This window comes from Afipia felis ATCC 53690 (assembly GCF_000314735.2).
In the GTDB taxonomy this organism is placed as follows: Bacteria; Pseudomonadota; Alphaproteobacteria; order Rhizobiales; family Xanthobacteraceae; genus Afipia; species Afipia felis.
This window is the reverse complement of the sequence record NZ_KB375270.1, coordinates 1,540,757-1,566,988: the sequence shown is the minus strand read 5'-3', so window position 1 is coordinate 1,566,988 and position 26,232 is coordinate 1,540,757. Positions and strand designations below refer to the sequence as shown.

26 protein-coding genes are annotated in these 26,232 nt (G+C 62.1%); 11 read left to right on the top strand and 15 right to left on the bottom strand.

Annotated features, from left to right (window positions below):
* Positions 1-80: 80 nt before the first annotated feature.
* Entirely contained in the window at positions 81-809 is a 729-nt protein-coding gene (locus HMPREF9697_RS07360) for a sulfite exporter TauE/SafE family protein (RefSeq protein ID WP_002716551.1), read from the bottom strand.
* A 140-nt stretch (positions 810-949) separates the two neighbouring features.
* Between HMPREF9697_RS07360 and HMPREF9697_RS07355 the strand changes: the two genes are divergently transcribed.
* Entirely contained in the window at positions 950-1,852 is a 903-nt protein-coding gene (locus HMPREF9697_RS07355) for an extensin-like domain-containing protein (protein ID WP_002716550.1), read from the top strand.
* A 70-nt stretch (positions 1,853-1,922) separates the two neighbouring features.
* Here the strand turns inward: HMPREF9697_RS07355 and HMPREF9697_RS07350 are convergent, their stop codons facing one another.
* The gene (locus tag HMPREF9697_RS07350) at positions 1,923-2,600 is read right to left on the bottom strand and encodes a L,D-transpeptidase (RefSeq protein ID WP_002716549.1); all 678 of its coding nucleotides are present in this window, start codon (positions 2,598-2,600) and stop codon (positions 1,923-1,925) included.
* A 307-nt stretch (positions 2,601-2,907) separates the two neighbouring features.
* On the opposite strand from HMPREF9697_RS07350, the gene HMPREF9697_RS07345 reads away from it, so the two are divergent.
* Both HMPREF9697_RS07345 and cutA read left to right on the top strand, forming a co-directional pair.
* Entirely contained in the window at positions 2,908-3,885 is a 978-nt protein-coding gene (locus HMPREF9697_RS07345; RefSeq protein ID WP_002716548.1) for a magnesium transporter CorA family protein, read from the top strand.
* A 26-nt stretch (positions 3,886-3,911) separates the two neighbouring features.
* Entirely contained in the window at positions 3,912-4,229 is a 318-nt protein-coding gene (cutA, locus tag HMPREF9697_RS07340; protein WP_002716547.1) for a divalent-cation tolerance protein CutA, read from the top strand.
* A gap of 1 nt (position 4,230) precedes the next feature.
* On the opposite strand, the gene ligD is transcribed toward cutA, so the two are convergent.
* The 3 genes from ligD to pdxH are packed head-to-tail and all read right to left on the bottom strand — an operon-like array spanning position 4,231 to position 8,392.
* Positions 4,231-6,897: a DNA ligase D gene (gene ligD / locus HMPREF9697_RS07335; RefSeq protein WP_002716546.1), complete on the bottom strand. Its 2,667-nt coding sequence runs from the start codon at positions 6,895-6,897 to the stop codon at positions 4,231-4,233.
* A gap of 58 nt (positions 6,898-6,955) precedes the next feature.
* Positions 6,956-7,711, bottom strand: a complete 756-nt coding sequence (locus HMPREF9697_RS07330) for an SDR family NAD(P)-dependent oxidoreductase (protein WP_002716545.1) — start codon at positions 7,709-7,711, stop codon at positions 6,956-6,958.
* 45 nt (positions 7,712-7,756) lie between these two features.
* A complete protein-coding gene (gene pdxH, locus HMPREF9697_RS07325) occupies positions 7,757-8,392 on the bottom strand; it encodes a pyridoxamine 5'-phosphate oxidase (RefSeq protein ID WP_040307847.1) in 636 nt (211 codons plus the stop codon).
* On the opposite strand from pdxH, the gene HMPREF9697_RS07320 reads away from it, so the two are divergent.
* From HMPREF9697_RS07320 to HMPREF9697_RS07305, 4 genes are all read left to right on the top strand, one after another.
* Positions 8,369-8,938 (top strand): RT0821/Lpp0805 family surface protein, encoded by a 570-nt coding sequence (locus HMPREF9697_RS07320; protein WP_002716543.1) that lies wholly within the window; start codon positions 8,369-8,371, stop codon positions 8,936-8,938. The genes pdxH and HMPREF9697_RS07320 overlap by 24 nt on opposite strands.
* 83 nt (positions 8,939-9,021) lie before the next feature.
* Positions 9,022-10,008 carry a DnaJ C-terminal domain-containing protein gene (locus HMPREF9697_RS07315; protein WP_002716542.1) on the top strand — a complete coding sequence of 329 codons (987 nt, stop codon included), beginning with the start codon at positions 9,022-9,024 and terminating at the stop codon, positions 10,006-10,008.
* 85 nt (positions 10,009-10,093) lie between these two features.
* Positions 10,094-10,390, top strand: coding sequence for a hypothetical protein (locus tag HMPREF9697_RS07310; protein WP_002716541.1), 297 nt, complete (start codon positions 10,094-10,096; stop codon positions 10,388-10,390).
* A gap of 156 nt (positions 10,391-10,546) precedes the next feature.
* Complete coding sequence (locus HMPREF9697_RS07305) at positions 10,547-10,897, top strand: PRC-barrel domain-containing protein (protein WP_002716540.1); 351 nt, start codon at positions 10,547-10,549, stop codon at positions 10,895-10,897.
* 102 nt (positions 10,898-10,999) lie between these two features.
* Here the strand turns inward: HMPREF9697_RS07305 and HMPREF9697_RS07300 are convergent, their stop codons facing one another.
* The gene (locus HMPREF9697_RS07300) at positions 11,000-11,773 is read right to left on the bottom strand and encodes an anti-sigma factor family protein (protein WP_002716539.1); all 774 of its coding nucleotides are present in this window, start codon (positions 11,771-11,773) and stop codon (positions 11,000-11,002) included.
* Between the two features lie 22 nt (positions 11,774-11,795).
* Positions 11,796-12,281: a sigma-70 family RNA polymerase sigma factor gene (locus HMPREF9697_RS07295; protein WP_002716538.1), complete on the bottom strand. Its 486-nt coding sequence runs from the start codon at positions 12,279-12,281 to the stop codon at positions 11,796-11,798.
* 233 nt (positions 12,282-12,514) lie between these two features.
* Between HMPREF9697_RS07295 and fabI the strand changes: the two genes are divergently transcribed.
* From fabI to HMPREF9697_RS07275, 4 genes are all read left to right on the top strand, one after another.
* On the top strand, positions 12,515-13,333 hold the full coding sequence (fabI, locus tag HMPREF9697_RS07290) for an enoyl-ACP reductase FabI (RefSeq protein ID WP_002716537.1): 819 nt from the start codon (positions 12,515-12,517) through the stop codon (positions 13,331-13,333).
* A 146-nt stretch (positions 13,334-13,479) separates the two neighbouring features.
* Positions 13,480-14,079: a histidine phosphatase family protein gene (locus HMPREF9697_RS07285; RefSeq protein WP_040308168.1), complete on the top strand. Its 600-nt coding sequence runs from the start codon at positions 13,480-13,482 to the stop codon at positions 14,077-14,079.
* A gap of 125 nt (positions 14,080-14,204) precedes the next feature.
* Positions 14,205-15,284 carry a chorismate synthase gene (gene aroC, locus HMPREF9697_RS07280; RefSeq protein ID WP_002716535.1) on the top strand — a complete coding sequence of 360 codons (1,080 nt, stop codon included), beginning with the start codon at positions 14,205-14,207 and terminating at the stop codon, positions 15,282-15,284.
* A 109-nt stretch (positions 15,285-15,393) separates the two neighbouring features.
* On the top strand, positions 15,394-15,927 hold the full coding sequence (locus HMPREF9697_RS07275; protein ID WP_002716534.1) for a hypothetical protein: 534 nt from the start codon (positions 15,394-15,396) through the stop codon (positions 15,925-15,927).
* Positions 15,928-15,996: 69 nt separating this feature from the next.
* Here the strand turns inward: HMPREF9697_RS07275 and HMPREF9697_RS07270 are convergent, their stop codons facing one another.
* The 8 genes from HMPREF9697_RS07270 to HMPREF9697_RS07235 all read right to left on the bottom strand — a co-directional run bounded on the left by HMPREF9697_RS07270 (position 15,997) and on the right by HMPREF9697_RS07235 (position 26,128).
* Positions 15,997-17,679, bottom strand: coding sequence for a methyl-accepting chemotaxis protein (locus tag HMPREF9697_RS07270; RefSeq protein WP_002716533.1), 1,683 nt, complete (start codon positions 17,677-17,679; stop codon positions 15,997-15,999).
* A gap of 243 nt (positions 17,680-17,922) precedes the next feature.
* Positions 17,923-19,164 (bottom strand): class I SAM-dependent RNA methyltransferase, encoded by a 1,242-nt coding sequence (locus HMPREF9697_RS07265; RefSeq protein ID WP_002716532.1) that lies wholly within the window; start codon positions 19,162-19,164, stop codon positions 17,923-17,925.
* A complete protein-coding gene (locus HMPREF9697_RS07260; RefSeq protein WP_002716531.1) occupies positions 19,164-19,895 on the bottom strand; it encodes a TlyA family RNA methyltransferase in 732 nt (243 codons plus the stop codon). Before HMPREF9697_RS07260 ends, HMPREF9697_RS07265 begins: the two co-directional genes overlap by 1 nt.
* A gap of 134 nt (positions 19,896-20,029) precedes the next feature.
* Positions 20,030-21,946: a 1-deoxy-D-xylulose-5-phosphate synthase gene (gene dxs / locus HMPREF9697_RS07255; protein ID WP_002716530.1), complete on the bottom strand. Its 1,917-nt coding sequence runs from the start codon at positions 21,944-21,946 to the stop codon at positions 20,030-20,032.
* Between the two features lie 188 nt (positions 21,947-22,134).
* Positions 22,135-22,386 (bottom strand): exodeoxyribonuclease VII small subunit, encoded by a 252-nt coding sequence (locus HMPREF9697_RS07250; RefSeq protein WP_002716529.1) that lies wholly within the window; start codon positions 22,384-22,386, stop codon positions 22,135-22,137.
* Between the two features lie 70 nt (positions 22,387-22,456).
* Entirely contained in the window at positions 22,457-23,389 is a 933-nt protein-coding gene (locus HMPREF9697_RS07245; protein ID WP_002716528.1) for a histone deacetylase family protein, read from the bottom strand.
* A gap of 51 nt (positions 23,390-23,440) precedes the next feature.
* The gene (locus tag HMPREF9697_RS07240) at positions 23,441-24,187 is read right to left on the bottom strand and encodes a crotonase/enoyl-CoA hydratase family protein (RefSeq protein WP_002716527.1); all 747 of its coding nucleotides are present in this window, start codon (positions 24,185-24,187) and stop codon (positions 23,441-23,443) included.
* A gap of 156 nt (positions 24,188-24,343) precedes the next feature.
* Entirely contained in the window at positions 24,344-26,128 is a 1,785-nt protein-coding gene (locus tag HMPREF9697_RS07235; RefSeq protein WP_002716526.1) for an acyl-CoA dehydrogenase family protein, read from the bottom strand.
* Positions 26,129-26,232: the final 104 nt, after the last annotated feature.

Sequence of the window (26,232 nt, the reverse complement as noted above, 5' to 3'; positions counted from 1 at the left end):
ATCCACGGGCGCTAGGGGATGCGCCGATGGCCTGACCTAGCGCATTTCCGTGCGGTGAGGGAAGCCGCAGAACGGCGAATTCACGCCGCAAATACCGCATTCCAGATCATGGTCAGGCCCGAGATCAGCATCAGTCCGTCCATGATATGGCGGAAGGTATCCGGCGAGAGGCGCAGCACGAACGGTTTGGCGATGAACGTGCCTGCCATGATCGAAAAGCCGGTGATGAGCCCCTTCAGCGCGAGGTCCCACGGCAGCGCGCCGCTTGTCTGGAAGGTCAGCACCTTGACGACGTAGATCACAAGCGAGGAGGCGGCCTCCGTCGCGAGAAAGGCCCCCTTCACCAGCCCGTAGCCGAGGAACACCGGAACGGAAATCGGCCCGGTGGAGACCACGATCCCGGTCAGGAAACCGATCACCGCACCCGCGATCGCCAGGTGCCACAGCTTCAGCCGGATCATGCGTTTGGCGAGCCAGTGCCGGATCGGAATCATCGAGATCAGGAACAGTCCGATGGTGAGATCGACGGCGCGGCTCGGCAGGATCAGCAGCGTCTGCGCGCCGAAATATGCAGCCGGTCCGCCGGTGATGCCGTAGGCGGTGAAGGCACGCCAATCGACCGTGCGCCACCACACCAGAATGCGGGAGAGATTCGCCATCAACGCCGCGACGGCCATGATCGGAACGGCCGCCTTCGGGCCGTAGATCGTGGCTAGAACCGGCACCAGCATGATGGAGGAGCCGGTTCCGACGGTCCCGCTGAGGATACCGGCCGCGAGCCCCACGATAAGAACAAGAATCAGCCCCATGCTGCCGTTCTATCGTATCGATGCGGCGGCCGGAATTGGTAGCGGCCGCATAGCATTCTATGCTTGTGTGAAAGGGCGCGGTTGCGCCGCCGTTTTTATCGTTCTGCAGGAATTCGAATTCCGGAATGCCTTGCCCGCCGATGCCGTATTGCCGAAGTCATCGCGCGGGACTGCGCTGGAGCGCAGGCGTTGCGGTTCTTACGTTAGGCCTGTCGTGCGCCATTTCAAATGAAGCAATGGCGTCCACGCCATTGCCGCGGCCCCGCCCTGCGGAGGCTCCAGCAGCCGAAGTACCGAACGCTGCGCCCACTCCGGAGCAGGACAAGACCGTCACTCCCGCACCGCCGTCCGCACCTGAGCTCTCGGCTTGCCGTCGCGCATTGACCGATGACATTGCCATCGCACCGTCGATCGCGCCGATTCATGAGGCCAGTGGATGTGGTGGCGACGATCTGGTGAAACTCGAGGCGGTGGTGTTGCGAGGCGGCCAGCGCGTCAGCCTCAAACCGGCGGCGACGCTACGCTGTGAGATGGCGAAGGCTGTGGCGGACTGGGTGCGCGACGATGCCGCGCCGCTTGCGGAAGGGCTCGGCTCCATTCTCAGCGGCCTCGACAATTTCGATTCCTACGAGTGCCGCGGGCGCAACCGGGTAAAGGGAGCCAAGCTGTCGGAGCACGGCAAGGCGAATGCGATTGATGTCCGCAGCCTCGACCTTGCCAATGGCACCAAGCTGTCACTGACTGACCGCACACTGTCGCGCGAGATTCGCGAGAAGGTGCTGTGGTCGGTGTGTACCCGCTTCACCACCGTGCTTGGGCCGGGCTCAGACTGGTATCACGAGGACCACATCCACCTCGACCTCGCCCAGCGCCGTAACAATTTCAAGCTGTGTCAGTGGAATGTGTACGATCCGCTGCCGGAGACGTCACCGCTGCTCCCTGCGGAGCGGCCCGAGGAAGCGCCGCGTGCCGAAGGGCAGGGACAGGGCGCTGCGGCTTCCGGTGATGCTGCGGAAAAACAGAGCGACACGCCCGCGCGTTAGCGGCCATGTACGCCCAATGAAAAACGCCGCCCGTGGGGCGGCGTTTTGTTCTTCGGATGGATTGCAGGACTTACTGGTAAGTCGAACCGCCGCCCTGCAGCGCCATCTTCGAATTGTAAGGCGAGTCGCCCTGCTTGGGATCGAGCACGACGACGATCGCACCCATCTTGACCTTGTTGTACAGGTCGATGACGTCCTCGTTGGTCATGCGGATGCAGCCTGAGGAAATCGACGCTCCGATATATTCCGGCTGGTTGGTGCCGTGAATGCGGAACAGCGTGTCCTTGCCGCCGGAGTACAGATAGATCGCGCGCGAACCCATCGGATTGTCCGGGCCGCCCTTGACGAAGGTCGGAACGCCGAGGCGCTTGATCTCGCCCGGCGTGGGGTGCCAATCCGGCCATTCGGTCATGGCGCCGACCTTGGCAATGCCGGACCAGGCCATGGCTTCCTCGCCGACAGTGATGCCGTAGCGGATCGCCTTGCCGCCATCGAGGACGTAATAAAGGTAGTGGTTGTCGGAATCGACCACGATGGAACCGGGCGCTTCCTTGCGGTGGTATTCAACGATGGCGCGGCGGAACGGCTCAGCGACCGGCGTTTTGACGTAGGAAACCTTGGCCAGATATTCCTTGTCGCGCGGCTTGAGCAGGTTTTCGTTCATAGCCTCGTAATGGGCTGTCTGCATGCAGCCCGCCAGCATCAGGCCGGCGGCGAGGACGGCAAACTTGGAAACGATCGACGGCATCGATGTAAATCCCGGTGGCGGCGAAAGATCAAAAACGGCTCTAAGGAGCGACGCGCCGCCGCAGTATCGCTTCAGTTTATAAACATCAGGTTTTCGCCCAATTCCAGAGATTCGGCGCGCGTTTTGCTACGCAGCATCCGACCTGTGACATTGGTGCCGCACTTCTGTGCGACAAGCATCCTTGAGGGGCGCTCCCTAATCACGGAATTGGCATTTCCCGGGCCTTTCGCTTCTCCCCGGCTTGCCCGAATCGAACGAATTTGCGTTCTGGCGAGGTGACATCCCGCCGCAGCCAGGGGCCATTTTTATGCTGTCCGTATTCGCACCTTCGGCAGGCTCGCTGAAAAAACTGGACACCGTCGACCTCGCTGCGCTGCCCGAAAATGCCGTCTGGCTGGACCTCAAGGCGCCGGTTCCCGGTGAGGACAAGGCGGTGGAGAAGCTGGTCGGCATCGAAATCCCGACCCGCGAGGATATGCAGGAGATCGAAATCTCCTCGCGTCTCTATGTCGAGAACGGCGCGCGTTACATGACTGCGACCCTGATGTGCGGCACGGATGGCAGCAATCCGCGCACCGCGCCGGTGTCGTTCATCCTGACCGCGCATCGTCTTGTCACCGTGCGCTACGACGAACCGAAGCCTTTCATGCTGGTAGCTGCCAAGCTCGGACGATCATGTCCGTCCGGTATTACGGGCGACACCATCTTGCTCGATCTGCTGGATGCGATCATCGATCGCTCCGCCGATATTCTCGAACGCCTCGGATCGGACGTCGATACCGTGAGCAACGATATTTTCGAGCCCTCGGCGGATCGCGGCCACGCCCGCAAATACTCCCAGATCCTTCTGACCATCGGTCGCAAGGGTGATTTGACCTCGAAGGTTCGCGAAAGCCTGGTTTCGATCGGGCGCGTCATTTCCTTTGTCACCGTCGAACTCGATCAGAACGGGCGCTGGAGCAAGGAGCAGAAGGCGCAGTTCAAGACCATGCAGCGTGACGTGCAGTCGCTCACCGACCATGCGTCCTATTTGTCCAACAAGATCACCTTCGTGCTCGACGCAATGCTCGGCGTCGTCAACCTCGAGCAGAACAACATCATCAAGCTGTTCTCGGTGATGGCGGTGGTGCTGATGCCGCCAACGCTGATCGCCTCGATCTACGGCATGAATTTCAAGATCATGCCGGAACTGGAATGGCAGCACGGCTATTCGCTGGCGCTGATTGCGATGTTGTTCGCCGCGGTGTTGCCTTACATGTTCTTCAAGTGGAAGAAGTGGCTGTAGCTTCGAGACGTTGAGCGCGATTTGCGATGACCAACAACGTTTGCATCGTGATGACCACTGTGGCCGGCGCGGAGCAGGCGAAAGAGCTAGCGCGAGCTGTGATCGAGGCTCGTCTCGCAGCCTGCGCGCAGACTCTTCCGATCTCGAGTTGCTATCGCTGGGAGGGCAAGATCGTCGAGGATGGCGAACAGATGATCCTGTTCAAGACGCTGGCCGCTCAATATTCCGCGCTCGAAACGTTTCTTCTCGATCATCACCCTTACGATACGCCGGAGATCGTCCGGCTGCCGGTCGATGGTGTCAGTGGGAAATATCGAGATTGGCTCCTGCGCGAAGTCGGCTAGCTTACCTTCCGATCTTTTTGATTGCGCTTTTGAGCGAGCGTGCGGCGCGATCGTAATCCGCCCAGGCTTTGGATTTTTTCACAAGTGGCGGCACGGTGCGCAGCCTGAATTTCACCGGGTCGAGACCGGGGCGCACTTGCGTCCATGTCAGCGGCATCGAAACCGGTGCAAATTTTCTCCCACGCGGCGAGAACGGCGCGACCGCTGTCGACATCCGATCGTTGCGCAGATAGTCGAGGAAGATCCTTCCCTCGCGCTTCGCCTTCGACATGTTGAGCAGATAGCGTTTCGGATCGTCCGCGGCCATTGCCTGACAGACCGCCTGCGCGAACGCCTTCGCCGTTTTCCAGTCGATGCGATCTTTCTTTGTGTCTTTCAGCGGCGCGACGACGTGCAGTCCCTTGCCGCCGGTGGTCTTGCAGAAACTCTCAAGCCCGAGCGACGAGAGACGATCATGCATGTCGCGCGCGGCCTTGATAACTTCGGTGAAGGCGACATCGGGGGCGGGATCGAGATCGAACACGAGACGGCCCGGCACTTCGGGTTCGCCTTCTGCACAATTCCAGGGGTGAAACTCGACGCCGCCGATCTGGGCTGCGGCCACAAGTCCTTCAATGCGGTCGATCTGGATATACGGCTTTCTGTCGCCGGAGACGCGGACCTCGTCGATCAGGTTCGACATTCCGGCCATGGCGTGACGCTGGAAGAATGTCTCGCCGTCGATGCCGTCCGGTGCGCGGATGATGGAGCAGGGCCGCCCCTCGATATGCGGCAGCAGATGCTCGCCGATGTCTTCCATGTAGCGGGCAAGATCGAGCTTGGTGATCGGCTCGCCCTTGCCGTCGTCGGGCCATAGCGGTTTGTCCGGCTTTGAGATGGTCAGGCCCATCACGACGGCGTTGCTTTTCGACGATACTGCGCTGCCTTTCGATGATGTGCTGGCTGATTTTTTCGCGCGGGTCTTGCGTGGCGCGGGTTCGGCGACTGTTGTGGCGAACGGCTCGTCCACTTGCACTTCGCCCGCCGACTTGTCCTTGCGAAGTCCCTTGAACGCGGCCTGACGCACCATGTTGTCGCCGGTCCAGCCGGCGAATTCGATCTCGGCGACGAGTTCGGGCTTCACCCAATGTATGCCGGTCGTTTTCCTAGGCGCGTTCTTGCCGCCGAATGGATTGGTCGTCGAGGCGACTTTCTTCAACTCCGGCATGATCTGCTTGACGACAATCTGACCATATCCCGTGCCGACGATGCCAACATAGGCGAGGTGGTTATCATGCGGCACGCCGACCATCAGCGAGCGGAATTTGCCGGCAGTGGTCTTCCAGCCGCCGATGACGACTTCATGCCCAGAACGGCACTTGGCCTTCACCCAGCTTTCGGCGCGGCCGGAATGATAAAGTGCATCGGTGCGTTTTGAGATAATTCCTTCCAACGATAAGCGACAGGCCGACTTCAGAACCGCGTCGCCTCCCGTCTCGAAGTGTTCGACGTAGCGGATCACGCCGTTGCCGGTGCTGTTATTCAGGAGTGATTTCAGGCGTACTTTGCGTTCGCTCAAAGGAAGTCGCCGCAAATCAGCATCTCCTTCGAACAGGAGATCGAATGCAAAGAAGATCAAATGGTCAGTGGCGCCATCGGACAACGCAGCCTGCAGCGATGCGAAGCTCGGATGGCCGTTGTGATCGAGCGCCACGATCTCGCCGTCGAGGATGCCGTTGGGTAGTTTGGCGGCGGCGTTGGCGATGGCCGGGAATTTATCCGTCCAGTCAAGACCCTTGCGCGTGCGCAGCGTAGCTTCCTTGTCTTCTATGCGCAGTTGCATCCGGTAGCCATCGAATTTGATTTCGTGAATCCATTCGCTGCCATTGGGAGGGCGAGAGACGGATTTGCACAGTTGCGGTGCGATGAAGTCGGGCAGGCGCTCGACCCTACGTGCAGCTTTCGCCTGCGTTCCGCGTTTGGATGGCGTGAGCGTTTTCGTTTCGGACCTGGCCCGCAGGTTCGCGGCCATGCCGTGGTTCGATTGCCAGACACGGTCGGCCTTCGCGCGGCCGGATTTGGCTATCATGAATGGCGTCGGTCCGCGCCCCTTGCCTTGCGCGATCTGCGCCATCGTGCGGCCGGAGGCAACCGATCGATCTTCATCGAGGATGTCGTTCTCATCTCCTTCACGCGCATAGTCGTCGCGGTGCTTGATGAGAAGCCAGTTGGTGCGTTTGCCGCCACTGCGATCATGACGCATGCGCACCAGCACCCACTCGCCATGCAGCTTCTCACCCTCAAGCGCGAATTTGAGATCGCCTTTCCTGAAGCCTGCTTCCGGATCGTCGCTGTACCAATAGCCGCGATCCCACAGCATCACCGTGCCGCCGCCGTATTGCCCTTTCGGGATCGTGCCTTCGAAATCGCCGTAGTCGAGCGGATGATCTTCGACCTCGACGGCAAGGCGTTTGTCTTTCGGGTCGAGCGAAGGGCCGCGCGTCACGGCCCAAGACTTGAAAACGCCGTCGAACTCGAGCCGCAAATCATAATGCAGCCGGGTCGCATCATGCTTCTGGACGACGAAGCGCGGCAATTTTCCACGCGCGACTTTCGCAGCACCGCTTGGCTCCGCGGTTTTCGTGAAGTCGCGTTTGGTGCGATAAACCGAGAGCTTTTTGCGTGCCACGGGGAGCGCCTTGCGAGGGATGAGGACAAACCCGCAAGGCCGCGTTCAGGTTCCCGCGCTAGACGTGCTGTCCGCCGTTGATGTGGATTTCCGCGCCGTTCACGTAGGATGAGGTCTCGGTGCACAGCACGTAGATGATCTTCGCCACTTCGTCGGGCGTGCCGAGCCGCTGCAGCGGGATTTGCTGCTCGACGATCTTTTCCGTGCCAGGCGAAAGGATCGAGGTATCAATCTCGCCGGGTGCGATGGCGTTGACGCGCACCCCGACCTTGCCGAAATCGTACGCCATCTCGCGAGTCAGCGCGGCGAGTGCTGCCTTCGATGTCGCATAGGCCGCGCCGGCAAACGGATGCACGCGCGAGCCAGCAATCGAGGTGACGTTCACCACCGAACCCTTGGTGGCTTTCAATTCCTCGATCAAGCCGCGCGCGAGAAATACCGGCGCGAGAAAATTCACGCGGAAGACCTTCGCCCAGGTCTCGTTGTCGGTCTTGATGGTGCCGAGCCGGCCGCCGCCCTCGGCCTTCGGGGAGATTGCCGCGTTGTTCACCAGCGCATGGAGCTGGCCGCCTTCCAGACGGCTGCGGATTTCCTGAATCGCGCGCTCGGTGTCGGCGACATCGGAAAGATCGACCTGAATGTGATCTTCAGGTCCGGCGTCCCACGGGCACTGCTCGGGAAACGGATGGCGCGAACAGGTGATGACCCGCCAGCCTGCGCTGGAGAAGCGGATGACGGTTGCATGGCCGATGCCACGGCTCGCGCCGGTGAGCAGCAGTGTCCGGCGTGGCTGATTGGAAGTTGGTGCGGTCATGACAGGATTGTTCACTTACAAAAAGAGAGACGCCAGTGGAATCGTTCAAGGATAGAGCCGGGTCTTGATCCAGCCGTTACCTTCGCGCTGGAACACGATGCGGTCGTGCAGGCGGAAGGGACGGTCGTGCCAGAACTCGATCGTTTGCGGGACGATCCGCCATCCGCTCCAGCCCGGCGGACGAGGGACTTCACCGATCGCATATTTCGCCGCATTGAGCGCAATAGCCTTCTCGAAGGCGAGGCGGCTCTCGAGCGGCTGGCTTTGCTTGCTCGCCCACGCGCCGATCTGCGCCTGCTTCGGACGAGTGGCGAAATAGGTGTCGGCCTCAGCATCGCTGACGGGGCTGACAGGCCCACGGACGCGCACCTGCCGGCGTAGCGATTTCCAGTGAAACAGCAAAGCTGCGTTCGGGTTTGCGGCCAGCTCGCGCCCCTTGGCACTGTTGATGTGGCTGTAGAACACAAACCCCTCGGGGCTGATGCCGTTCATCAGCACCATGCGGACGTCCGGTATCCCGTCCGCGTCGGCAGTGGCCAGCGCCATAGCATTGGGATCGTTGGGCTCAGAGGCTCTCGCCTCCTGAAACCAGGCCGAAAAAAGCTCAAAAGGCTCCGTGCTTTCCGTAAAATCACCGGATGTTAACGGAGTTTGTTGTTGGATGCTGTCTGGACCGTTCATGTCTGGAGTACCGCGTTGCGTCCGACCGCGCTTTTCGATTGCGCGCCCAATCCCCCTTATACGGCATGCCGTCGCGGGGGGATATCGCCGATCCGCCGGATCGCGGTAGTGGTGCTATTGGCCGGATTCGGCACTTGCGCGGCAGGATGCAGCTACCGGCTCGGCGATATGTTCGGGGGCGACAAGGCGAAGGAAACGCCTGTGGTGGCCGCCGACGACATCACCGGCTCGATTGTCCCGATCCGTCTGACAGACGACACCAATCTGACCGACGGTGACCTCGCCGCTGCGCGCAATGCCGCCTCTGACGTGCTGACGCGCGGCACCAAGGATGCGAGCCAGCCGTGGGAAAATCCGCAGACCGGCGCGCGCGGTTCGGTGACACCTTTGGCATCCGCCTATACCGGTGAGGGAGGCCGCACCTGCCGGGATTTCCTCGCAAGCTATGTCCGCGGCACCAATGAGGGCTGGCTGCAGGGCGAAGCTTGCAAATCCACCGCGGGGGCGTGGGAAATCCGTAACATGAAGCCCTGGAAGCGGTCATAAAACGGTTGCAACGGGGCTGGAGCGTTCCCATTTAATAACCGGGCCGTTCGGCCCGATCGTATTGCTCAAAGGAGAGACCACGGATGCGCGACCCCTATGAGGTCCTGGGGGTGCAGCGAAGCGCAAGCGCTGCCGAGATCAAAAGCGCATTTCGCAAGCTCGCCAAGAAACACCATCCCGACGCCAACAAGAACGACGCGAAAGCGGCGGCGCGTTTTGCCGAGATCAATTCGGCGAACGAGATTTTGGGCGACGAGACCAAGCGCAAGCAGTTTGACCGTGGCGAGATCGACGCCGAAGGCAAACAACGTTTTCAAGGCTTCGAAGGTGCAGGGTCGCCGTTCGGTGCGCGCGGCGCTCAGGGGCGCGCGGGGCCCGGTGGGTTCGAATACTCCTTCACCGGCGGTGGCCCCGGCGGCGCTGCAGGCGCGAACAGTTTCGAGGATATTCTCTCCAGCATGTTCGGCGGTCGCGCCGGTGCTGCCGGCATGGGCGGAGGTCCGCGCGGCGGCCGCGGCGGCTTTGAATTCGATTCCGGTGTCGGCGTCGATCTCGATGTCGCGGCCACAATGAGCGTGTCGCTGGAAGAAGCCGCAAACGGCGCCAACAAGCGCATTCGTTTGCCAAACGGCAAAGAACTCAACGTCAAGATTCCGGCAGGCGTCACGTCAGGCCAACAGATCCGGTTGAAGGGGCAGGGCGACACTGCACCCGGTCATCCGCCCGGTGATGTGCTGCTGACGATCAACATCGCGCCGCATCCGTTCTTCAAGATTGAAGGTAACGATCTGCGTGTGGAGTTGCCGGTCACGCTGTATGAAGCGGTGCTTGGCGGCAAGGTGCGCGTACCGACGCTGAAGGGCGCGGTCGAACTGACGATTCCGAAGAACACCTCCAGCGGCCGCACATTCCGGCTGAAGGGCAAGGGTTTGCCGGCCAAGGGGGCCGGCGGCGATCTCTATGTCACGGTTCGTATCGTGCTGCCGGATGGCAACGACGCGGAACTTGAAGCGTTGATGGAAAAGTGGCGCACCAGCCACGTCTACAATCCGCGCAGCGGGCTCGGCTAAAGCCGTTTTCCAAAAAAGGCAAAAATGAGTCTTTTGTCGTCCCGCCACGGGTGGAAACCTGTGGGTTCCTCCCTATATTCAAGGGATGAGCAAAACAGCCAAATCCCAAACTCCCGAACAGATCGCCCGCGCGGAGAAGCAGCGCATCGCCCGCATCGAGGGTGACAAGGCGCTCGCCGATTTCGAACGCGAGGCAATTGCCGTCCGAAAGAACATGGAAAGGCTGCGTGCCTTGCGCCTCGCGAAGGAAGCCGAGGAGGCCGCGAGCGCTCCGCCGGTCGTGAAGAAGACGAAAGCGAAGGCCGTGAAGGACACGCGCAGCAAGGCGCAGAAGTTGTCCGATTTTCTCGCGGCTCAGCGCGAAGCGGGACGTAGCACTTAAAACGAGTGCAGCCTGCAAAACAGCAATTTGTCATCGTCATTGATGCATCATGGCCGGAGCCTGCTCCGGCCATGATGCATTTTGTCACCTCCACGAGGTTGGAACCACGCTGCCGGTGCGGGCATTAACTCATTGTTGTGACAAGGAGTATTGGCCATGCCGACCGACCTCAACCGTTCGACATCGACGTTGATCGGGAGCGACCGCGTACAGGGTACGTCGGTGTTCGATGCCAATTGCGAAAAGATCGGTGTGATCGAGCGCGTGATGATCGAGAAGGTCAGCGGCCGCGTTTCGTTTACGGTCCTGAGCTTCGGTGGCTTTCTCGGCATCGGCGATGAGCATTATCCGCTGCCGTGGCCTGCGCTGAAGTACAACGTCGAGCTTGGCGGCTATCAGATCATGATCCCGGTCGAGAAGTTGAAGGCCGGGCCGAAATACGAGGCAGGCACCGAATGGGATTGGGCAGCGGGCACCAAGTCCGTCGGTGAGTATTACGGGGCGTGACGAATTAATTTAAATCGTCGTCATTGCGAGGAGGCAGGGCCGACGAAGCAATCCAGCTTTGAGACTTCTGGAGTGCTTCGCTGTGCTCGCAATGACGTTTGATTAAAGCTTCTGTCCCGCCGGGTCCGTCTGGTCGAACACGAGACGTGCGACCTGCGTCAGCTTCTGCTTGTCGACCGGCCCCGCTACCACATAGCCGACGCCCTTGTCGGCCCAGTACATCGCGCCATCCTTATCCTTGGCCGCATAACGCATGTTGGTGGTCTCGTCGGTCGCGCGCGAGGCGTAGATCGTGAAGCGCTCGCCCGCCGCATTCTCGTACATGAAGAACGAAGCCGGACCGGTGGGGCCGGGGAGCAGCCGTCCGCCGACGAGTTTCAGTCCCTGCGCATCGAGTTCGGGCGCGCGCACCTGCCACCCGCAGCGATTGGTCAGCCATTGCTGCAGATGGGCGCGTTCGCTGGCCTGAATTTCGACCGGATGACGCACATCCACCACGTAAAGCCGGTGCGCCTCCAGCGCGTCGCCGGTGAGGCTCGCGACGGCAGACGGCTGCGCGGTGAGGCCCCGCAGCGCATAGCCCGCGCCGCCGCCGATAACGAACGCAGCGAGCGTTGCGGCGACGGCCATAGAAATCCATTGTCGCGGGCGGGTATCGAGCCGGTCGAGATTGAGGCGCGCGGGAATCGGCTCGTCGACAACGCCGTCATATTTCTCATGCAGCATGTCGCTCATCACGCGCCACTGATAGACTCGCGCAGCATCGTCGGGGTGCGCGTTAAGCCACGCTTCCACGGCCTCACGCCGTTCGGGCGGCAGTTCGCCGTCCACATAGGCGTGGAGTTCGTCTTCGGTGATGGGAGTATCGTGAATCATTGCTGTGTCTTTTCCACGAGGTTCATTTGACGCGGCGAAGCACGGGGCGTTCGCCTTCAAGGATGGATCGGATCTGGGCGCGGGCGCGGGCGAGGCGTGACATCACGGTGCCCATCGGCACGCCCTGGATGTCGGCCACATCGCGATAGCTCAGGCCCTCCAGCGCGACCAAAAGCAAAACCGCGCGCTGTTCTTCCGGCAGCGTCGCAAGCGCGCGGGCGATGTCGCGGCCCTCCGCCTCGGTGCCGGACGGCTCGGGTGTATCATGCAACTCGGTCAGAACCGGCCGGCGCGCCAGCGAGCGGCGGCGGTTGCGGTTGAGGTTTGTCAGGATCGTATAGAGCCACGCACGCAGGTCGCCGCCCAGAAACAATTTCTCCGAGCGCAGCGCCCGCACCAGCGTGTCCTGCACGAGGTCATCGGCCATATCGGTGTCGCGCGTCAGGGCGCGCGCATAGCGGCGCAGCGCGGGGATCATGGTTTCGACGCTGTCGCGGAAGCTGGTCATGTGAAGCTGGTCATGGACCTGTCTTGGGCCTGCAAGCGGTTCGCCGGGCAGCAGAATTGCGTTGTCAGCTATAACACCGTGAAAACACGTCTATTCCCGCCCCGTCGGCCGGGAATGAAGGCGTGGGCGTGAACCGCCAGCCGTGCCCCAGTCTGGCCGATTCCCGCCTTGCCCGGCCAGACCGCCTATGCCAAGACGGGCCTCCATTTTTTCAGCCAAAACGGACAGCTTTCATGGCGGACAATATCGGCCTGATGCGCGGCAAGCGGGGGATTATCCTTGGCGTCGCCAACAATCGCTCGATTGCCTACGGCATCGCCAAATCCTGCCGCGACCAGGGCGCGGAGCTTGCGCTGACCTGGCAGGGCGACGCGTTGAAGAAGCGCGTCGAACCGCTCGCCAAGGAGCTTGGCGCGATCACGCTCGGCCATTGCGACGTGACCGATGGCGCGAGCATCGACGCCGTGTTCGCCGAGGCCAAGAAGCAATGGGGCAAGATCGATTTCGTCGTCCATGCCATCGCGTTTTCCGACAAGGATGAACTCGACGGCCGCTACCTCGACACGAGCGAAGCGAACTTCTCGAAGTCGATGCTGATCTCCTGCTACTCGCTGACCGCGATCGCCCAACGCGCCGAACACCTGATGACCGAGGGCGGCTCTATCCTGACGCTGTCCTATTACGGCGCCGAGAAGTGGATGCCGCACTACAACGTCATGGGTGTGGCGAAGGCCGCGCTCGAGGCGAGCGTGCGCTATCTCGCCGCCGACCTCGGTGAGAAGAACATCCGCGTCAACGCGATTTCCGCCGGGCCGATCAAGACGCTTGCCGCATCGGGCATCGGCGATTTCCGCTACATCCTGAAGTGGAACGAATACAATTCACCACTGCGCCGGACCGTGACGCAGGAGGAGGTCGGTGACAGCGCGATGTATCTGCTGTCCGACTTGTCGCGCGGTGTTACCGGCGAGATTCATCATGTCGATTCCGGCTATAATGTCGTCGGTATGAAGCGGCCGGATGCGCCGGACATTTCGCTCGCGAAGGAATAAGCCGGAACGGGATGTCATGCGCGGACTTGATTCGTGCATCCATCCTTTACAAATCATCTTTGATGGATCGCCGGAGCAAAAGGGCGTTCACGCCCGTTTTTGACAGGCTATGCCCGGCGATGCCCTTTTTGGAAACCGATCTTTCGATGCCCAACCCCGTCATCTACTTCATCCGTCATGGCCAGACCGAATGGAATGCCACCGGCCGCTTTCAGGGCACGCAAGACATTCCGCTGAACGAGCTCGGGAAGGAACAGGCAGTTCGTGCCGGTGAATTGTTGACCGGAATTCTGGCCGCGGATTCTCATCATCCCGAGCGGATTCCGTTCGTGTCCTCGCCGCTCGGCCGGGCGCGCCAGACCATGGAGCTTGTGCGCGGAGAGATCGGCGTGCCACCGCACGGTTACGAACTCGACGATCGGCTGCGTGAAGTTGGCTACGGCCACTGGGAGGGTTCGACCCTGATCGAGATGGAGCAATCTCATCCCGAACTGTTCGCGCAGCGTCAGGCCGACAAATGGGGCGTCCCGCCGCCGGGCGGCGAAAGCTATGCCTCCGTCGCGCTGCGGATGCGCGACTGGTACGATTCACTGTTGCAAGACACCGTCGCGGTCTCGCACGGCGGCTCCTGCCGTGCGCTGATGGCCGCGCTGGAGGTCGAGACGCCCATCAACGCCGCCGAGATCTATGTCGAGCAGGGTGTGGTCTACGTTTTCAAGGACGGCAAGATCACCAAACATAGTTAAGGCCGGTGCTGTACGCGTCTATTCTCCTCTGATGCGATTGCGTATTTGCGATTCTCGCGAGTTCTCGCTACGAAACGTAGCGATATTCGCTACATTACGTAGCGAATGCGGCCCGGATTAACCTCATGTCCTTCAACACCTTCGGTCACATGTTCCGCGTCACCACCTTTGGCGAGAGCCACGGGGTGGCGCTCGGCTGCGTGGTTGACGGCTGCCCGCCGCGCATTCCGCTGACCGCCGCGGACATTCAGGACGACCTCGACCGTCGCAAGCCCGGCCAGTCGCGCTTCACCACGCAGCGGCAGGAGCCCGATCAGGTCAAGATACTCTCCGGCGTGATGGAGACCGAGCGCGGGCAGGTGACGACCGGCGCACCAATCGCGCTGATGATCGAGAACACTGACCAGCGCTCGAAGGACTATTCCGACATCAAGGACAAATATCGTCCGGGCCACGCCGATTACACCTACGACGCCAAATACGGCATCCGAGATTATCGCGGCGGCGGCCGTTCGTCGGCGCGCGAAACTGCGGCGCGGGTCGCGGCGGGCGCGGTAGCGCGCAAGGTCGTTCCTGACGTGAAGGTGCGCGCGGCGCTGGTCCAGATGGGTCCGCACAAGATCGACCGCGCCAACTGGAATTGGGACGAAGTCGCGCGCAATCCGTTCTTCTGTCCCGATCCGGTGAAGGCGAAATTCTTCGAGGAATATCTCGACGACATCCGCAAGAGCGGCTCGTCGATCGGTGCAGTGATCGAAGTGGTCGCGGAGAATGTTCCGGCCGGATGGGGCGCGCCGATCTACGGCAAGCTCGACGGCGACATCGCGGCCGCGATGATGAGCATCAACGCGGTGAAGGGCGTCGAGATCGGCGCCGGTTTTGGCGCGGCCGAACTACGCGGTGAAGACAACGCCGATGAGATGCGTCACGGCAATAACGGTCCGGTGTTCCTGTCGAACCACGCCGGTGGCATTCTCGGCGGTATCTCGACCGGGCAGGCGGTGGTGGCGCGCTTCGCGGTGAAGCCGACATCGTCGATCCTCACGCCGCGTCGCACAGTCGATCGCTCCGGCGCCGAGACGGAGATCGTCACCAAGGGACGTCATGATCCTTGCGTCGGTATCCGCGCCGTGCCGGTAGGCGAGGCGATGATGGCCTGTGTGCTGGCCGACCACTTCCTGCGCCATCGCGGTCAGAACGGCTAAATCTTCGCGGTTCCTGTTCACGGATTACTGATGCTTTTCTGCGTCGCGCGCGGGAAAGAAAAGGTGCTTGGCACATTATCTCCACGGTTACGGAAGGTGGAGATCGACGATGTTCAGAAAAATTCTGATGGGAACGGCGCTGCTCGCCGCGGTGGCGGCGTTCGATCCCGGTGCTGCGCTGGCGCAGGGCCACGGCGGTCATGGTGGTGGAGGCGGTGGCGGCCACATGGGTGGCGGCGGCGGTGCTCACTTCGGTGGCGGTGGCGGCTTTGCGCGCGGCGGGGGTGGTGGCTTCAACAGCTTCGCGAGTGGCGGCGGGATGCGTAACAGCTTTGCGGCGGTCAATCCCGGCATGACGCGCAATGCAGTCCACGGGCCGAGTAACAATGCGATGATTTACCGTCAGTGGAATCAGGGCGGCAACTGGCATGGCCACCACGGCCATCATGGTCGGGTCCCGGTGTTCGCCTTCGGTTACGGCTATGGCGGCTATTACGACGACTGGCCGTATGACAGCGCCTACTACGATGACGACTATTACGGCGATGATTATGCCTACAACGATTACAGCCAGTGCTATCAGCTTCAGCGCTACCACACGAGGAGCGGCTGGCATGCGAGGACTGTGAACGTCTGTCAGTAGGAAATGCTGACAGCAAAATAAAAACGGCGGCCGATCGGCCGCCGTTTTGTTTGCAAGCTCCGTGCTGCTTTATGCGGCGCGGATCTGGTTGATGAAGCCCTGCACCTCGACTTCCAGCCGGGTGCTTTCCTGCGCCAGCGACTGCGCGGCGGAGAACACCTGCGAGGAGGCTGCGCCGGTTTCGCTGTTGCCGCGGCTGACGTCGTCGATGTTGACGGCGACCTGCGAGCAGAGCTCGGCGGCCTGACGCACGTTGCGGGCGATTTCCTGCGTCGCCGCACCCTGTTCCTCGACGGCGGCGGCGATGGCGGAGGAGATTTCCGAGATCTGGTCGATTGTCGCGCTGATCTCCTTGATGGTGGTCACCGAGTCGTCGGTCGCAGCCTGCATGCCGGCAATCTGCGCACCGATTTCGTCGGTCGCCTTCGCGGTCTGTGACGCGAGCGCCTTCACCTCGGAAGCCACGACCGCGAACCCGCGACCGGCTTCACCGGCGCGCGCCGCCTCGATGGTGGCGTTGAGTGCGAGCAGATTGGTCTGCTCCGCGATCGCGGTGATCAGCTTGACGACGTCACCGATACGTGCGGCCGCCGCCGACAATTCGCTGATGCTGGAGTTGGTCTTCTCGGCCTGCTGCACGGCGCGCTGCGCCACGCGGCTCGATTCCATGACCTGACGGCCGATCTCAGCGACGGAGGAGGTGATCTCCTCGGTCGCGGCTGCGGTCGACTGGATGCTTTCCGACACCGTACGCGAGCCATTGGCAGCTGAGGTCGATAGCTGCTGGGTGACGTCGGCCGCCTTGGTCAGCGTTCCGGCCGACGATTCCATTTCGGTGGACGCAGAGGCGAGAGACGCCACCAGTTCGCCGATCATGCTCTCGAACTTGCGGGTGACGCCGTCGACGGTCTCGGCGCGTTGCATCTTGGCGGTTGCTTCGTTAGCGGAGACGATGTCGGCGGCCTTCTTGGCGATCAGCGCGTCCTTGAATACCTGAAGCGTGGCGGAGATCTTGCCGATTTCGGTCTTCGCGCCCTGATGCGGGATTTCCGGAGAGAGATCGCCCTGCGCCAGCAACTGCATCGGCTGAACGACCGAGGCGATGCCCTTGGCAACGTCGCGCACGATCAGGAAAGCGGCGCCTGCGCCGATCACGATCAGAAGGGCGAGCCCGCCGAGCACGACGACGAAGGCCCGATTGTAATCATGTGCCGCACGATCGCCAGCGTCGTCGGCACCCTTGTCATTCAGCGCCACGATCTTCGAGAGAGCGCCGTCCATGGCGCGGCCGACTTTCACAACCTTGGTGGCGTTCAGCTCGCGCGCCTGCGCAAAATCGTATTTCCGCGCTGCGGCGACGACTTCGTCGGAGCCGGCCTTGAAGTTCTTCCATTCATTTCCGAGGTCTTTGTACATCGCCTGTTCTTCAGGCGACTTAGTCATTTTGCCGTAGCTTTCGAAGGCTTTGATGAAGTCGTGTGCCCGCGCGTCAAGGTTCTTCTGAATATCGATCATCACGGTCTCGTCGGGCCCGGTCAGGTAATCGCGCAGCACCGCGCGGTAGCGTGCGGCCTGGGTGCGCATTTCGCCGAGAAGGCGGATGCTGGGCAGCCAGTTCGTCTGGATTTCCTGGGTCGATTTGTTGATCGTGTGCATCTCGCTGACGGAAAAGGTGCCGAGAGCGGCGAGCGAGACCAGGAGAACGGAAACAAGGGCGATGAGTTTGGCGCTGATCGAGAGCCTGGAAAGCATGATTGGAGTCCTTAGACTGAGCCTTAAATACGCAAAGGAGACGTAAGGGCCGGATCGCCCTCAAAATGGGCTGGCGCGGCAGGAATAATGGCAAGTTCCAGTCGGACCGGCCGCCTCGCGATGAGGCGGGTCCGCGCGTCGAAAGGTATATTGTTAGTGTGAAGTGTTGGTAAATTTTGATCGATTCACGACAGTTCGACGACGGTTTGCCATCGTCCGAACGGCTCCGCTGAGAAATCCAGCCTAGCGCGTGAACTCGGCGACGACCTCGGCATGGGGCGTGTGCCGGAATTGGTCCACCGGGACCACCTTGCCGAGTTTGAAGCCGCCGCCGAGCAGGATTTTCGCATCGCGCGCGAAGGTCGCGGGATTGCAGGAGACCGCGACGACATGCGTCAGCCTGCTGGCCGCAAGCTGGCGGCTTTGCGCCTCCGCGCCCTGGCGGGGCGGATCGAACACCACGGCGTCGAAGTCCCGCAGCTCCTGCGGCACCAGCGGGCGGCGGAACAGGTCGCGGGCCTCGCCTGCGAGAGGCTTCAGGCCCTGCGTGATACGCACGGCGTCGTTCAGCGCGGCGACCGCCTTGGCGTCGCTGTCGAACGCCGAGACGCGGAATTTTTCCGCAAGGCGCAGCGAGAACGGTCCGAAGCCGCAGAACAAATCGGCGATCCTTTTCGCACCCTTGCATCGCTCCGTAACGAGCGTGGCGAGCGTTTCCTCGCCCGCCTGTGTCGGTTGCATGAAGGAGGCGGGTGGTAGCGTCACGGTCGCGCGACCCACGCGGATGGTGGGCGGCGCCTGAAGCAGCACGAGTTCGCCATGTCGCGTCAGGCGGGCGAGGCGGTGCTGTTTCGCCAACCCAGAGAGTTTCGAGAGCATCGCAGTGTCGAGCGGGCCGGAGCCACGTATGTCGACATCGAGGCCGTTCTCGGTGGCGCTGATCTGGATATCGAGCGGTTTGCCGACCGGCTTCAAGAGTTCGGCAAGGGCATTGGCCACGCCGATAGCACCGTCCATCGCCGGATCGAGAATAGGGCAATGGGTGATCGGCACGATTTCGTGGCGACCGGCGGCCGCGAAGCCGACGCGCAGCGCACCCGATCCTTGCCGCGCGTGAAACGTGGCGCGGCGGCGACCGGTGCCGTGCGCATCGACCAGCGTGCCGACCTCGCTCGCAATTCCCGCCTGCTTCAGCGTGTCCACGACAAGTTGTCGCTTCCAGTTGCGATAGGCATCGGTCTGCCAATGCTGGATCGCGCAGCCGCCGCAGACACTGAAATACTCGCAGAACGGTGCAATCCGCTCTGGGCTTGGAGTGATGACCTCCACAAGATCACGCCGGTCCGCGGATCGTTCGGACGCGGCGGTGACCTCGACGGTTTCGCCGCCGAGCGTGTAGGGCACGTAGATATTGCGCGCGCCATCGAGGGCGATGCCGTCGCCCTGCTGGCCGACATGATCGATGGTGAGGCGTTCCATCGACATCAGCCGCGCCGGGCGCCGATAAAAAATTCGCGATTGCCGTCGCCGCCTTCGATAGAAGAGGGAAACACCTCGATATCGGTGCAGCCTTGTGCGGCGGCGAATGCCGCGATGTCGTCGCAGATCGTGCGATGAACGGCCTCGTCGCGGACGATACCTTTCTTCACCTGTGCGCGTCCGGCTTCGAATTGCGGTTTGATGAGCGCGAGCATCTGCAGCGGAGCGGCGGCGAACGAGAACACAGCAGGCAGCACGAGCTTCAGCGAAATGAAGCTCGTATCGATCACCGCGACATCCGGCCGCCTTTCGAGGCGGTGGCCTTCGAGCGATCGGATGTCGGTATTCTCCATCGAGATCACGCGCGGATTGCCGCGCAGACTCGGATGCAGCTGCGCGGTGCCGACATCGATGGCGAAGACGAGGCTCGCGCCATTCGCGAGCAGCACTTCGGTGAAGCCGCCGGTCGAGGCGCCGACATCGACGCAGACATGATCCTCGATATCGAGGGGATAGTGCTCCAGCGCCGCCGCGAGCTTGACGCCGCCGCGCGATACCCACGGATGCGCGGGTTCGGCGCTGATGTCTGCGTCGACGAGTATCGGTTCCGAAGCCTTGGTGATGACCTTGCCGTTGGCGGTGACAGAACCCGCCTCGATGGCCGCCTGCGCGCGAGCGCGGCTTTCGAACAGGCAGCGTTCGACCAGAAGAACGTCAGCGCGTTTGCGTTCGGTCATGGCCATCCTGTCCGTCCCGTTGTCGTCATTGCCGGACTAGACCCGGCAATCCATCAAAAGGCAGATGCCCAGGTCATAAGGGCGTTCACGCCCGTCTTCGACGGGCTATGCCCGGGCATGACGATATCGGATTCTTACGCCAGTTTGGTGGACGCCGCACCTTTGCCGAGTGCCTCGAACACCTTGGCGACGATGGCTTTGGCATCGAGCCCGGCCTGTTCGTACATCTTCGCCGGGCTGTCCTGATCGATGAAAATGTCGGGCAGCACCATCGAGCGAATCTTCAGACCCTTGTCGAGCGCGCCGTGATCGGCGAGCGCCTGAATGACATGGGTGCCGAAGCCGCCGATCGAACCTTCTTCGACCGTAATCAGGACCTCGTGCGAGCGGGCGAGTTTCAGCGTCAGTTCGATATCGAGCGGCTTGAGGAAGCGCGCGTCGGCCACCGTCGTCGACAGGCCCTGGGCTTCCAGTTCATCGGCGGCCTTCAGGCATTCACCGAGGCGCGTGCCAAACGAGAACAACGCGACCTTCGTGCCTTGGCGCAGTACGCGGCCCTTGCCGATTTCGAGCGGCACGCCGACATCCGGCAATTCAAGGCCCAGGCCTTCGCCACGTGGATAACGCAGCGCGCTCGGCGCGTTGTCGATTGCAACCTGCGTTGCGACCATGTGGACGAGATCGGCTTCGTCGCCGGCCGCCATGATGATGAGGTTCGGCAGGCAGCCGAGATAGGTATTATCGAACGAGCCCGCATGGGTCGGACCGTCCGCGCCGACAAGGCCCGCGCGGTCGATCGCAAAGCGAACCGGAAGATTCTGGATCGCGACGTCGTGCACCACCTGATCGTAGCCGCGCTGCAGGAAGGTCGAATACAGCGCGCAGAACGGCTTGTAGCCTTCGGTTGCGAGGCCTGCGGCGAACGTCACCGCATGCTGCTCGGCGATGCCGACATCGAAGGTGCGTTCGGGGAAGGATTTCGCGAAGATATCGACGCCGGTGCCGCCGGGCATCGCGCCGGTGATGGCGACGATCTTGTCGTCCTTTTGCGCTTCCTTGGTGAGGCTGTTGCCGAACACCGAAGTGTAGGAGGGCGCATTCGACTTCGTCTTGAACTGCTTGCCGGTGGCGACGTCGAATTTCACCACGCCATGATACTTGTCGTCGGATTCCTCCGCCGGTGCGTAGCCCTTGCCCTTTTTGGTGACGACATGGATGAGCACGGGACCGGTGCCGTTGTCGCGGACGTTGGTGAGCACGGGCAGAAGATGATCGAGGTTATGGCCGTCAATCGGACCGACATAAAACATGCCGAGTTCTTCGAACAGCATGCCGCCCGCGACCATGCCGCGCGCGTATTCCTCCGCGCGCAACGTGCGATCCTGGAAGAATTTTGGCATCCGGTGGGCGATGTTTTTCAGGATCTCGCGCGCGGTGCCGTAGGTCTCGCTCGAAATCAGCCGCGCCAGATAGGCGGACATCGCGCCCACGGGTGGCGCGATCGACATGTCGTTGTCGTTGAGGATGACGATCAGCCGCGAGTTCAGCGCGCCCGCATTGTTCATCGCCTCATAGGCCATGCCCGCCGACATCGAGCCATCGCCGATGACGGCGATAACGTTGTTGTTGCCCTGTTGCAGGTCGCGCGCCACCGCCATGCCGAGACCGGCCGAGATCGAGGTGGAAGAATGCGCGGTGCCGAATGCATCGTATTCGCTCTCGGCGCGCTTCGGAAAACCGGACAGGCCGCCGCCCTGACGCAGGGTGCGGATGCGGTCGCGGCGTCCGGTAAGAATCTTGTGCGGATAGGCCTGATGGCCGACATCCCAGATGATGCGGTCGTCGGGCGTGTTGAACACGTAGTGCAGGGCGACGGTCAGTTCGACCACGCCGAGACCCGCGCCGAGATGCCCACCGGTGACGGACACGGCATCGACCATTTCGCGGCGCAGTTCGTCCGCGACCTGCGGCAACTGCTCGGGCGTCAAGGCGCGCAGTTTGTCTGGGGTCGGGATGGTATCGAGCAACGGGGTCGTGCTGGTCTGGGACACGGTCAAGCCTTGCTGAAAATAAAGGGAGACGGCCGTCTGGCCTGTGGCCGCGCCGTGGGTGCCGAGGCTTTATACCAATTCCAAAGTCATGCCAATGTGCCCGCAGGCCGGAAAATGGCGCAATGCGGCATGCCGGTCCTGCGGCTGGCGGGAGCCAATATGGAGGGTTTCGCTCGCCCTAAAGGGGCTCAGCGCACGTCGAGCGGCTCGGTGCCCACGGGCGCGCCGGTGGCGTCCGTGGTGATCTTGTCCACGCGTGCCTCGGCGAGCCGCAACAGTTCCTCACAGCGGCGCTTCAGCGTTTCGCCACGCTCGTAAATCGCGACCGATTCTTCCAGCGGCACCTTGCCGTCTTCCAGACGCTTGACGATGGTTTCGAGTTCCTCGATTGCGCGCTCGAACGTCATCGTCTTGATGTCGGCTTGGGTGTTGGTGGCCATAGAGTGTTCCCCGGTCGATCCTGTGGCGCTTGGAAGCGTAGGTTTGATTTGCGGACGCAATGTGGCGCGTTCAGTGCCCCATCAGGGCGCTGACATGCTCGACGATCGAATCGTGCAGACCCTGCAGATCGTAGCCGCCTTCAAGCACGGAGACGATTCGTCCGCCTGCGCTCTTGTCGGCGACGTCCATCAATTTCTTCGTCACCCACCCGAAATCCTTTTCGTCGAGCTGGATGTTGGCGAGCGGATCGCGCCAGTGCGCGTCGAAGCCTGCGGAGATGATGATGAGTTCGGGCGAGAATTTCTGAAGCTGCGGCAGGATCACGCCCTCGAATGCCTGACGGAATATCGTGCCACCGTCGCCCGGATGCATCGGCGCGTTGACGATGGTGTCGTGCTCGCCGCGCTCCTGTGTTGCGCCTGTGCCGGGAAACAGCGGCATCTGGTGCGTAGAACAGTACATCACGGTGGGGTCGGCCCAGAAGATGTCCTGCGAACCGTTGCCGTGGTGCACGTCGAAATCGACCACGGCGACGCGGCCGATGCCATGCTTGGTCTGCGCATAGCGCGCAGCGATCGCGGCCTGATCGAAGATGCAGAAGCCCATTGCGCGGTTGCGTTCGGCATGATGACCGCAGGGGCGGGTGCCGACGAAGACGTTCTGTGCCTTGCCGCTGACGACAGCATCGACGCCGGCATTGGCGCCGCCGACGCCGCGCATTGCTGCTTCCCAGGTGCCGGGCGACATCATGGTGTCGCCGTCGATATAGACGATGCCCTGTTTCGGCGACATCTCGCGGATTTCGTCGACATAGCTTTCATCGTGGCACAGCTTCACGGTCTCGATGTCGCCCATCGGCGCCTCTTCGCGCACTAAGGGCTTGAAGATGTCCTGGCTCAGCGCCTTCTCCATCGCGCGGATGCGGTCGGGACGCTCCGGATGGCCTTCGCTCACCTTGTGATTGAGGGAGGAAGCGGTATGCGTGAGCAAAAGAGTAGACATGGACAATCCTTGCAGTGGAACGGGTACAAACCTGCGGGTGCGAACCTGAGTTTATTTACGCGCGAAAAATGCTGCGAATGCGGCAACAGCCTCCGGCGAGGAGAGCCGCTCGCCGAACAGATGACTCTCCTGATCGATCCGGCGCAAGAGTTCTTCCGACGGCGGCCGCAATAATTTTCGCGAGGTCGCCAGCGCCTCGGCGGGCAGCGCGCAGATATCGCGCGCGACCTTGAGCGCCTCGACCTCGGCATGGCCGGGCGCGACGACGTCGTTGACGAAGCCTGCCCGTTCGGCGTCCTCGGCGCTGACGGGGCGGCCCATCAGCAGCATTGAAAACGCGCGCTGATAGCCCATCGTCATCGGTGCGAGCAGGCTCGACGCACCTTCGGGGACGAGCCCGAGATGAATGAAGGGAGTCGAGAACGACGCTGCGGTGCTCGCGACCACATAGTCGCAATGGAACATCATTGTTGTGCCGATGCCGATCGCGATGCCGTCGACGGCGGCGACGATAGGCTTGGTGTTCTGCACCAGCGAGTACATGAATTTGACGGCGCTGATCGGTCGCGGCTGGCCCGCGCCCGCTTTCTGGAAATCCTCGAGATCATTGCCGGCGGTGAAGACGCCGGCACCGCCTGTGAACACCATGCAGCGGATATCCGGATTGTTCTGCGCGGTGTCGATGGCATGACGCATCGCGTCGTACATGCCTTGCGTGAGCGCGTTCTTTTTTTCCGGCCGCCGCAGCTTGATGATGCGAATCGATTCCTCGTCAGTGACAACGATGTGGTCGGGCATGCGAATCCTTGGCCTTGGGCGGGCGGTTATTTCGATCTTACCTTATATCATCCGCTCGGTGGCCCATATGGGCAAGCGCCGGTTTTGCCGAATGATTTGGGGAGATCGATGCCGCGAGCGTAGGCGAAAAATGTCTGGAAAAATCGTGCAAACTGCCTAATCCGCGAGCGTCATATCGGCGTCATTGATCGCGCCGCTGCCTCGGACGATGGCCTGCTCCAGCGCCGGAGCCTGCACCACCAGGTTCTCGGCAAGGAAACGCGCGAGCGGCGTGCGGCGTAAGGCGCGCTCGCGCAGGGTCTCATCGGCACGTCCGTCGAGCACTTCGCGCGCGAGCATGCAGCCACCGGTCGCAAGCGAAAGCAAGCGGAGATAAGGTGTCGCACCCGCGAGCGCTTCGTTCGGCGCGCTGCCCAATCTTTCCAGCAGCCATTCGCTGGCGCGCGCGGCCGAGCCGAGCGCCTCGCGCAGGATTGCGCCGGTCGCGCCGAACGTTGGATCGTTCGATGCTTCGACCCGTGCGACGATCTGCCCGAGTTCGTCGAGCAGGTCTCGCACCGCCGCGCCCTTGTCGGCGCCGAGCTTGCGCATCACGAGATCGTTGGCCTGAATGCCGTTGGTGCCCTCATAAATGGTGAGGATGCGGGCATCGCGCACGTATTGCGCGGCACCCGTTTCCTCGATGAAGCCCGCGCCACCATGCACCTGCACGCCGAGCGCCGCGACCTCGTTGGCGATATCGGTGGAGAAGGCCTTTGCGAGCGGCGTGAGCAGACCTGCGCGACCATCGGCTTTCTCGCGCACCGCTTCGTTTTGAGCCTGATGCGAGACGTCGATCGCGACCGCCGTCGCGTAACAGATCGTGCGCGCGGCGGCGGTGAGGGCGCGCATCGTCAGCAGGTTGCGCTTTACGTCGGGATACACGGCGATGAGATCGGGTTCGCCGCTTTTGTGGCCGAGCGCACGGCCCTGCCTGCGCTCATGGGCATAGGCGAGCGCCTGCTGCGTGGCGCGCTCCGCGATGCCGACGCCTTCTAAACCGACGCCGAGGCGTGCCTGGTTCATCATCGTGAACATGCAGGCCATGCCGTTGTTCTCTTCGCCGAGCAGATAGCCGACCGCGCCGCCCTTGTCGCCCATCGTCATGGTGCAGGTCGGCGAGCCGTGAATGCCGAGCTTGTGTTCGAGGCCGCTGGCATAGATGTCGTTGCGCGCGCCGAGCGTGCCGTCCGCGTTGACCAGAAATTTCGGCACCACGAACAGCGAGATTCCCTTGGTGCCGTCCGGCGCGCCGGGCAGGCGGGCGAGCACGAGATGCACAATGTTCCCGGTCATGTCGTGGTCGCCATAGGTGATGAAGATTTTCGTGCCAGAGAGCCGATAGCTGCCGTCGGATTGTTTCTCTGCGCGGGTGCGCAGCGCACCGACATCGGACCCGGCCTGCGGTTCGGTGAGTTGCATGGTGCCGGTCCACTCGCCCGAAACGAGTTTCGCGAGATAGGTTTGCTTGAGATCGTCAGCACCGTGGACGCAGATGGCCTCGATCGCGCCCGCCGTGAGCAGCGGGCACAACCCGAACGCCATGTTCGCCGCGCTCCAGATGTCGCTGCAGGCGGCGTGCAGCACGATCGGCAGACCCTGACCGCCGAATTCTTCCGGGCCGGTGAGGGAATTCCAGCCAGCCTCGGTCCAGCCTCTGTAAGCGTCGCGCCATCCGGGCGACGTGGTGACTTTCTTATCCGAGAGCGTCGCGCCGTGTTCATCGCCGACGCGGTTAAGGGGCGCGAGCACCTCGCTTGCGAATTTTCCGGATTCTTCGATCACCGCGCCCGCGGTTTCGGGATCGTAGTTCTGGTAATGCCCGGCGCGGATCGCCTCATTCAGCGCGGCGCCGTAGTTGAGAGCGAGCAGGATGTCCTCGACGGGCGCGCGATAGGTCATGACCGAATCTTCCCTCGACTGGATTATCCTTCAAGCACCCTTTTACGTGATCATAGCCTCATTGAAAATCGCGCGCGGCATTTCGCCGGGTGTGATCGTGGGCG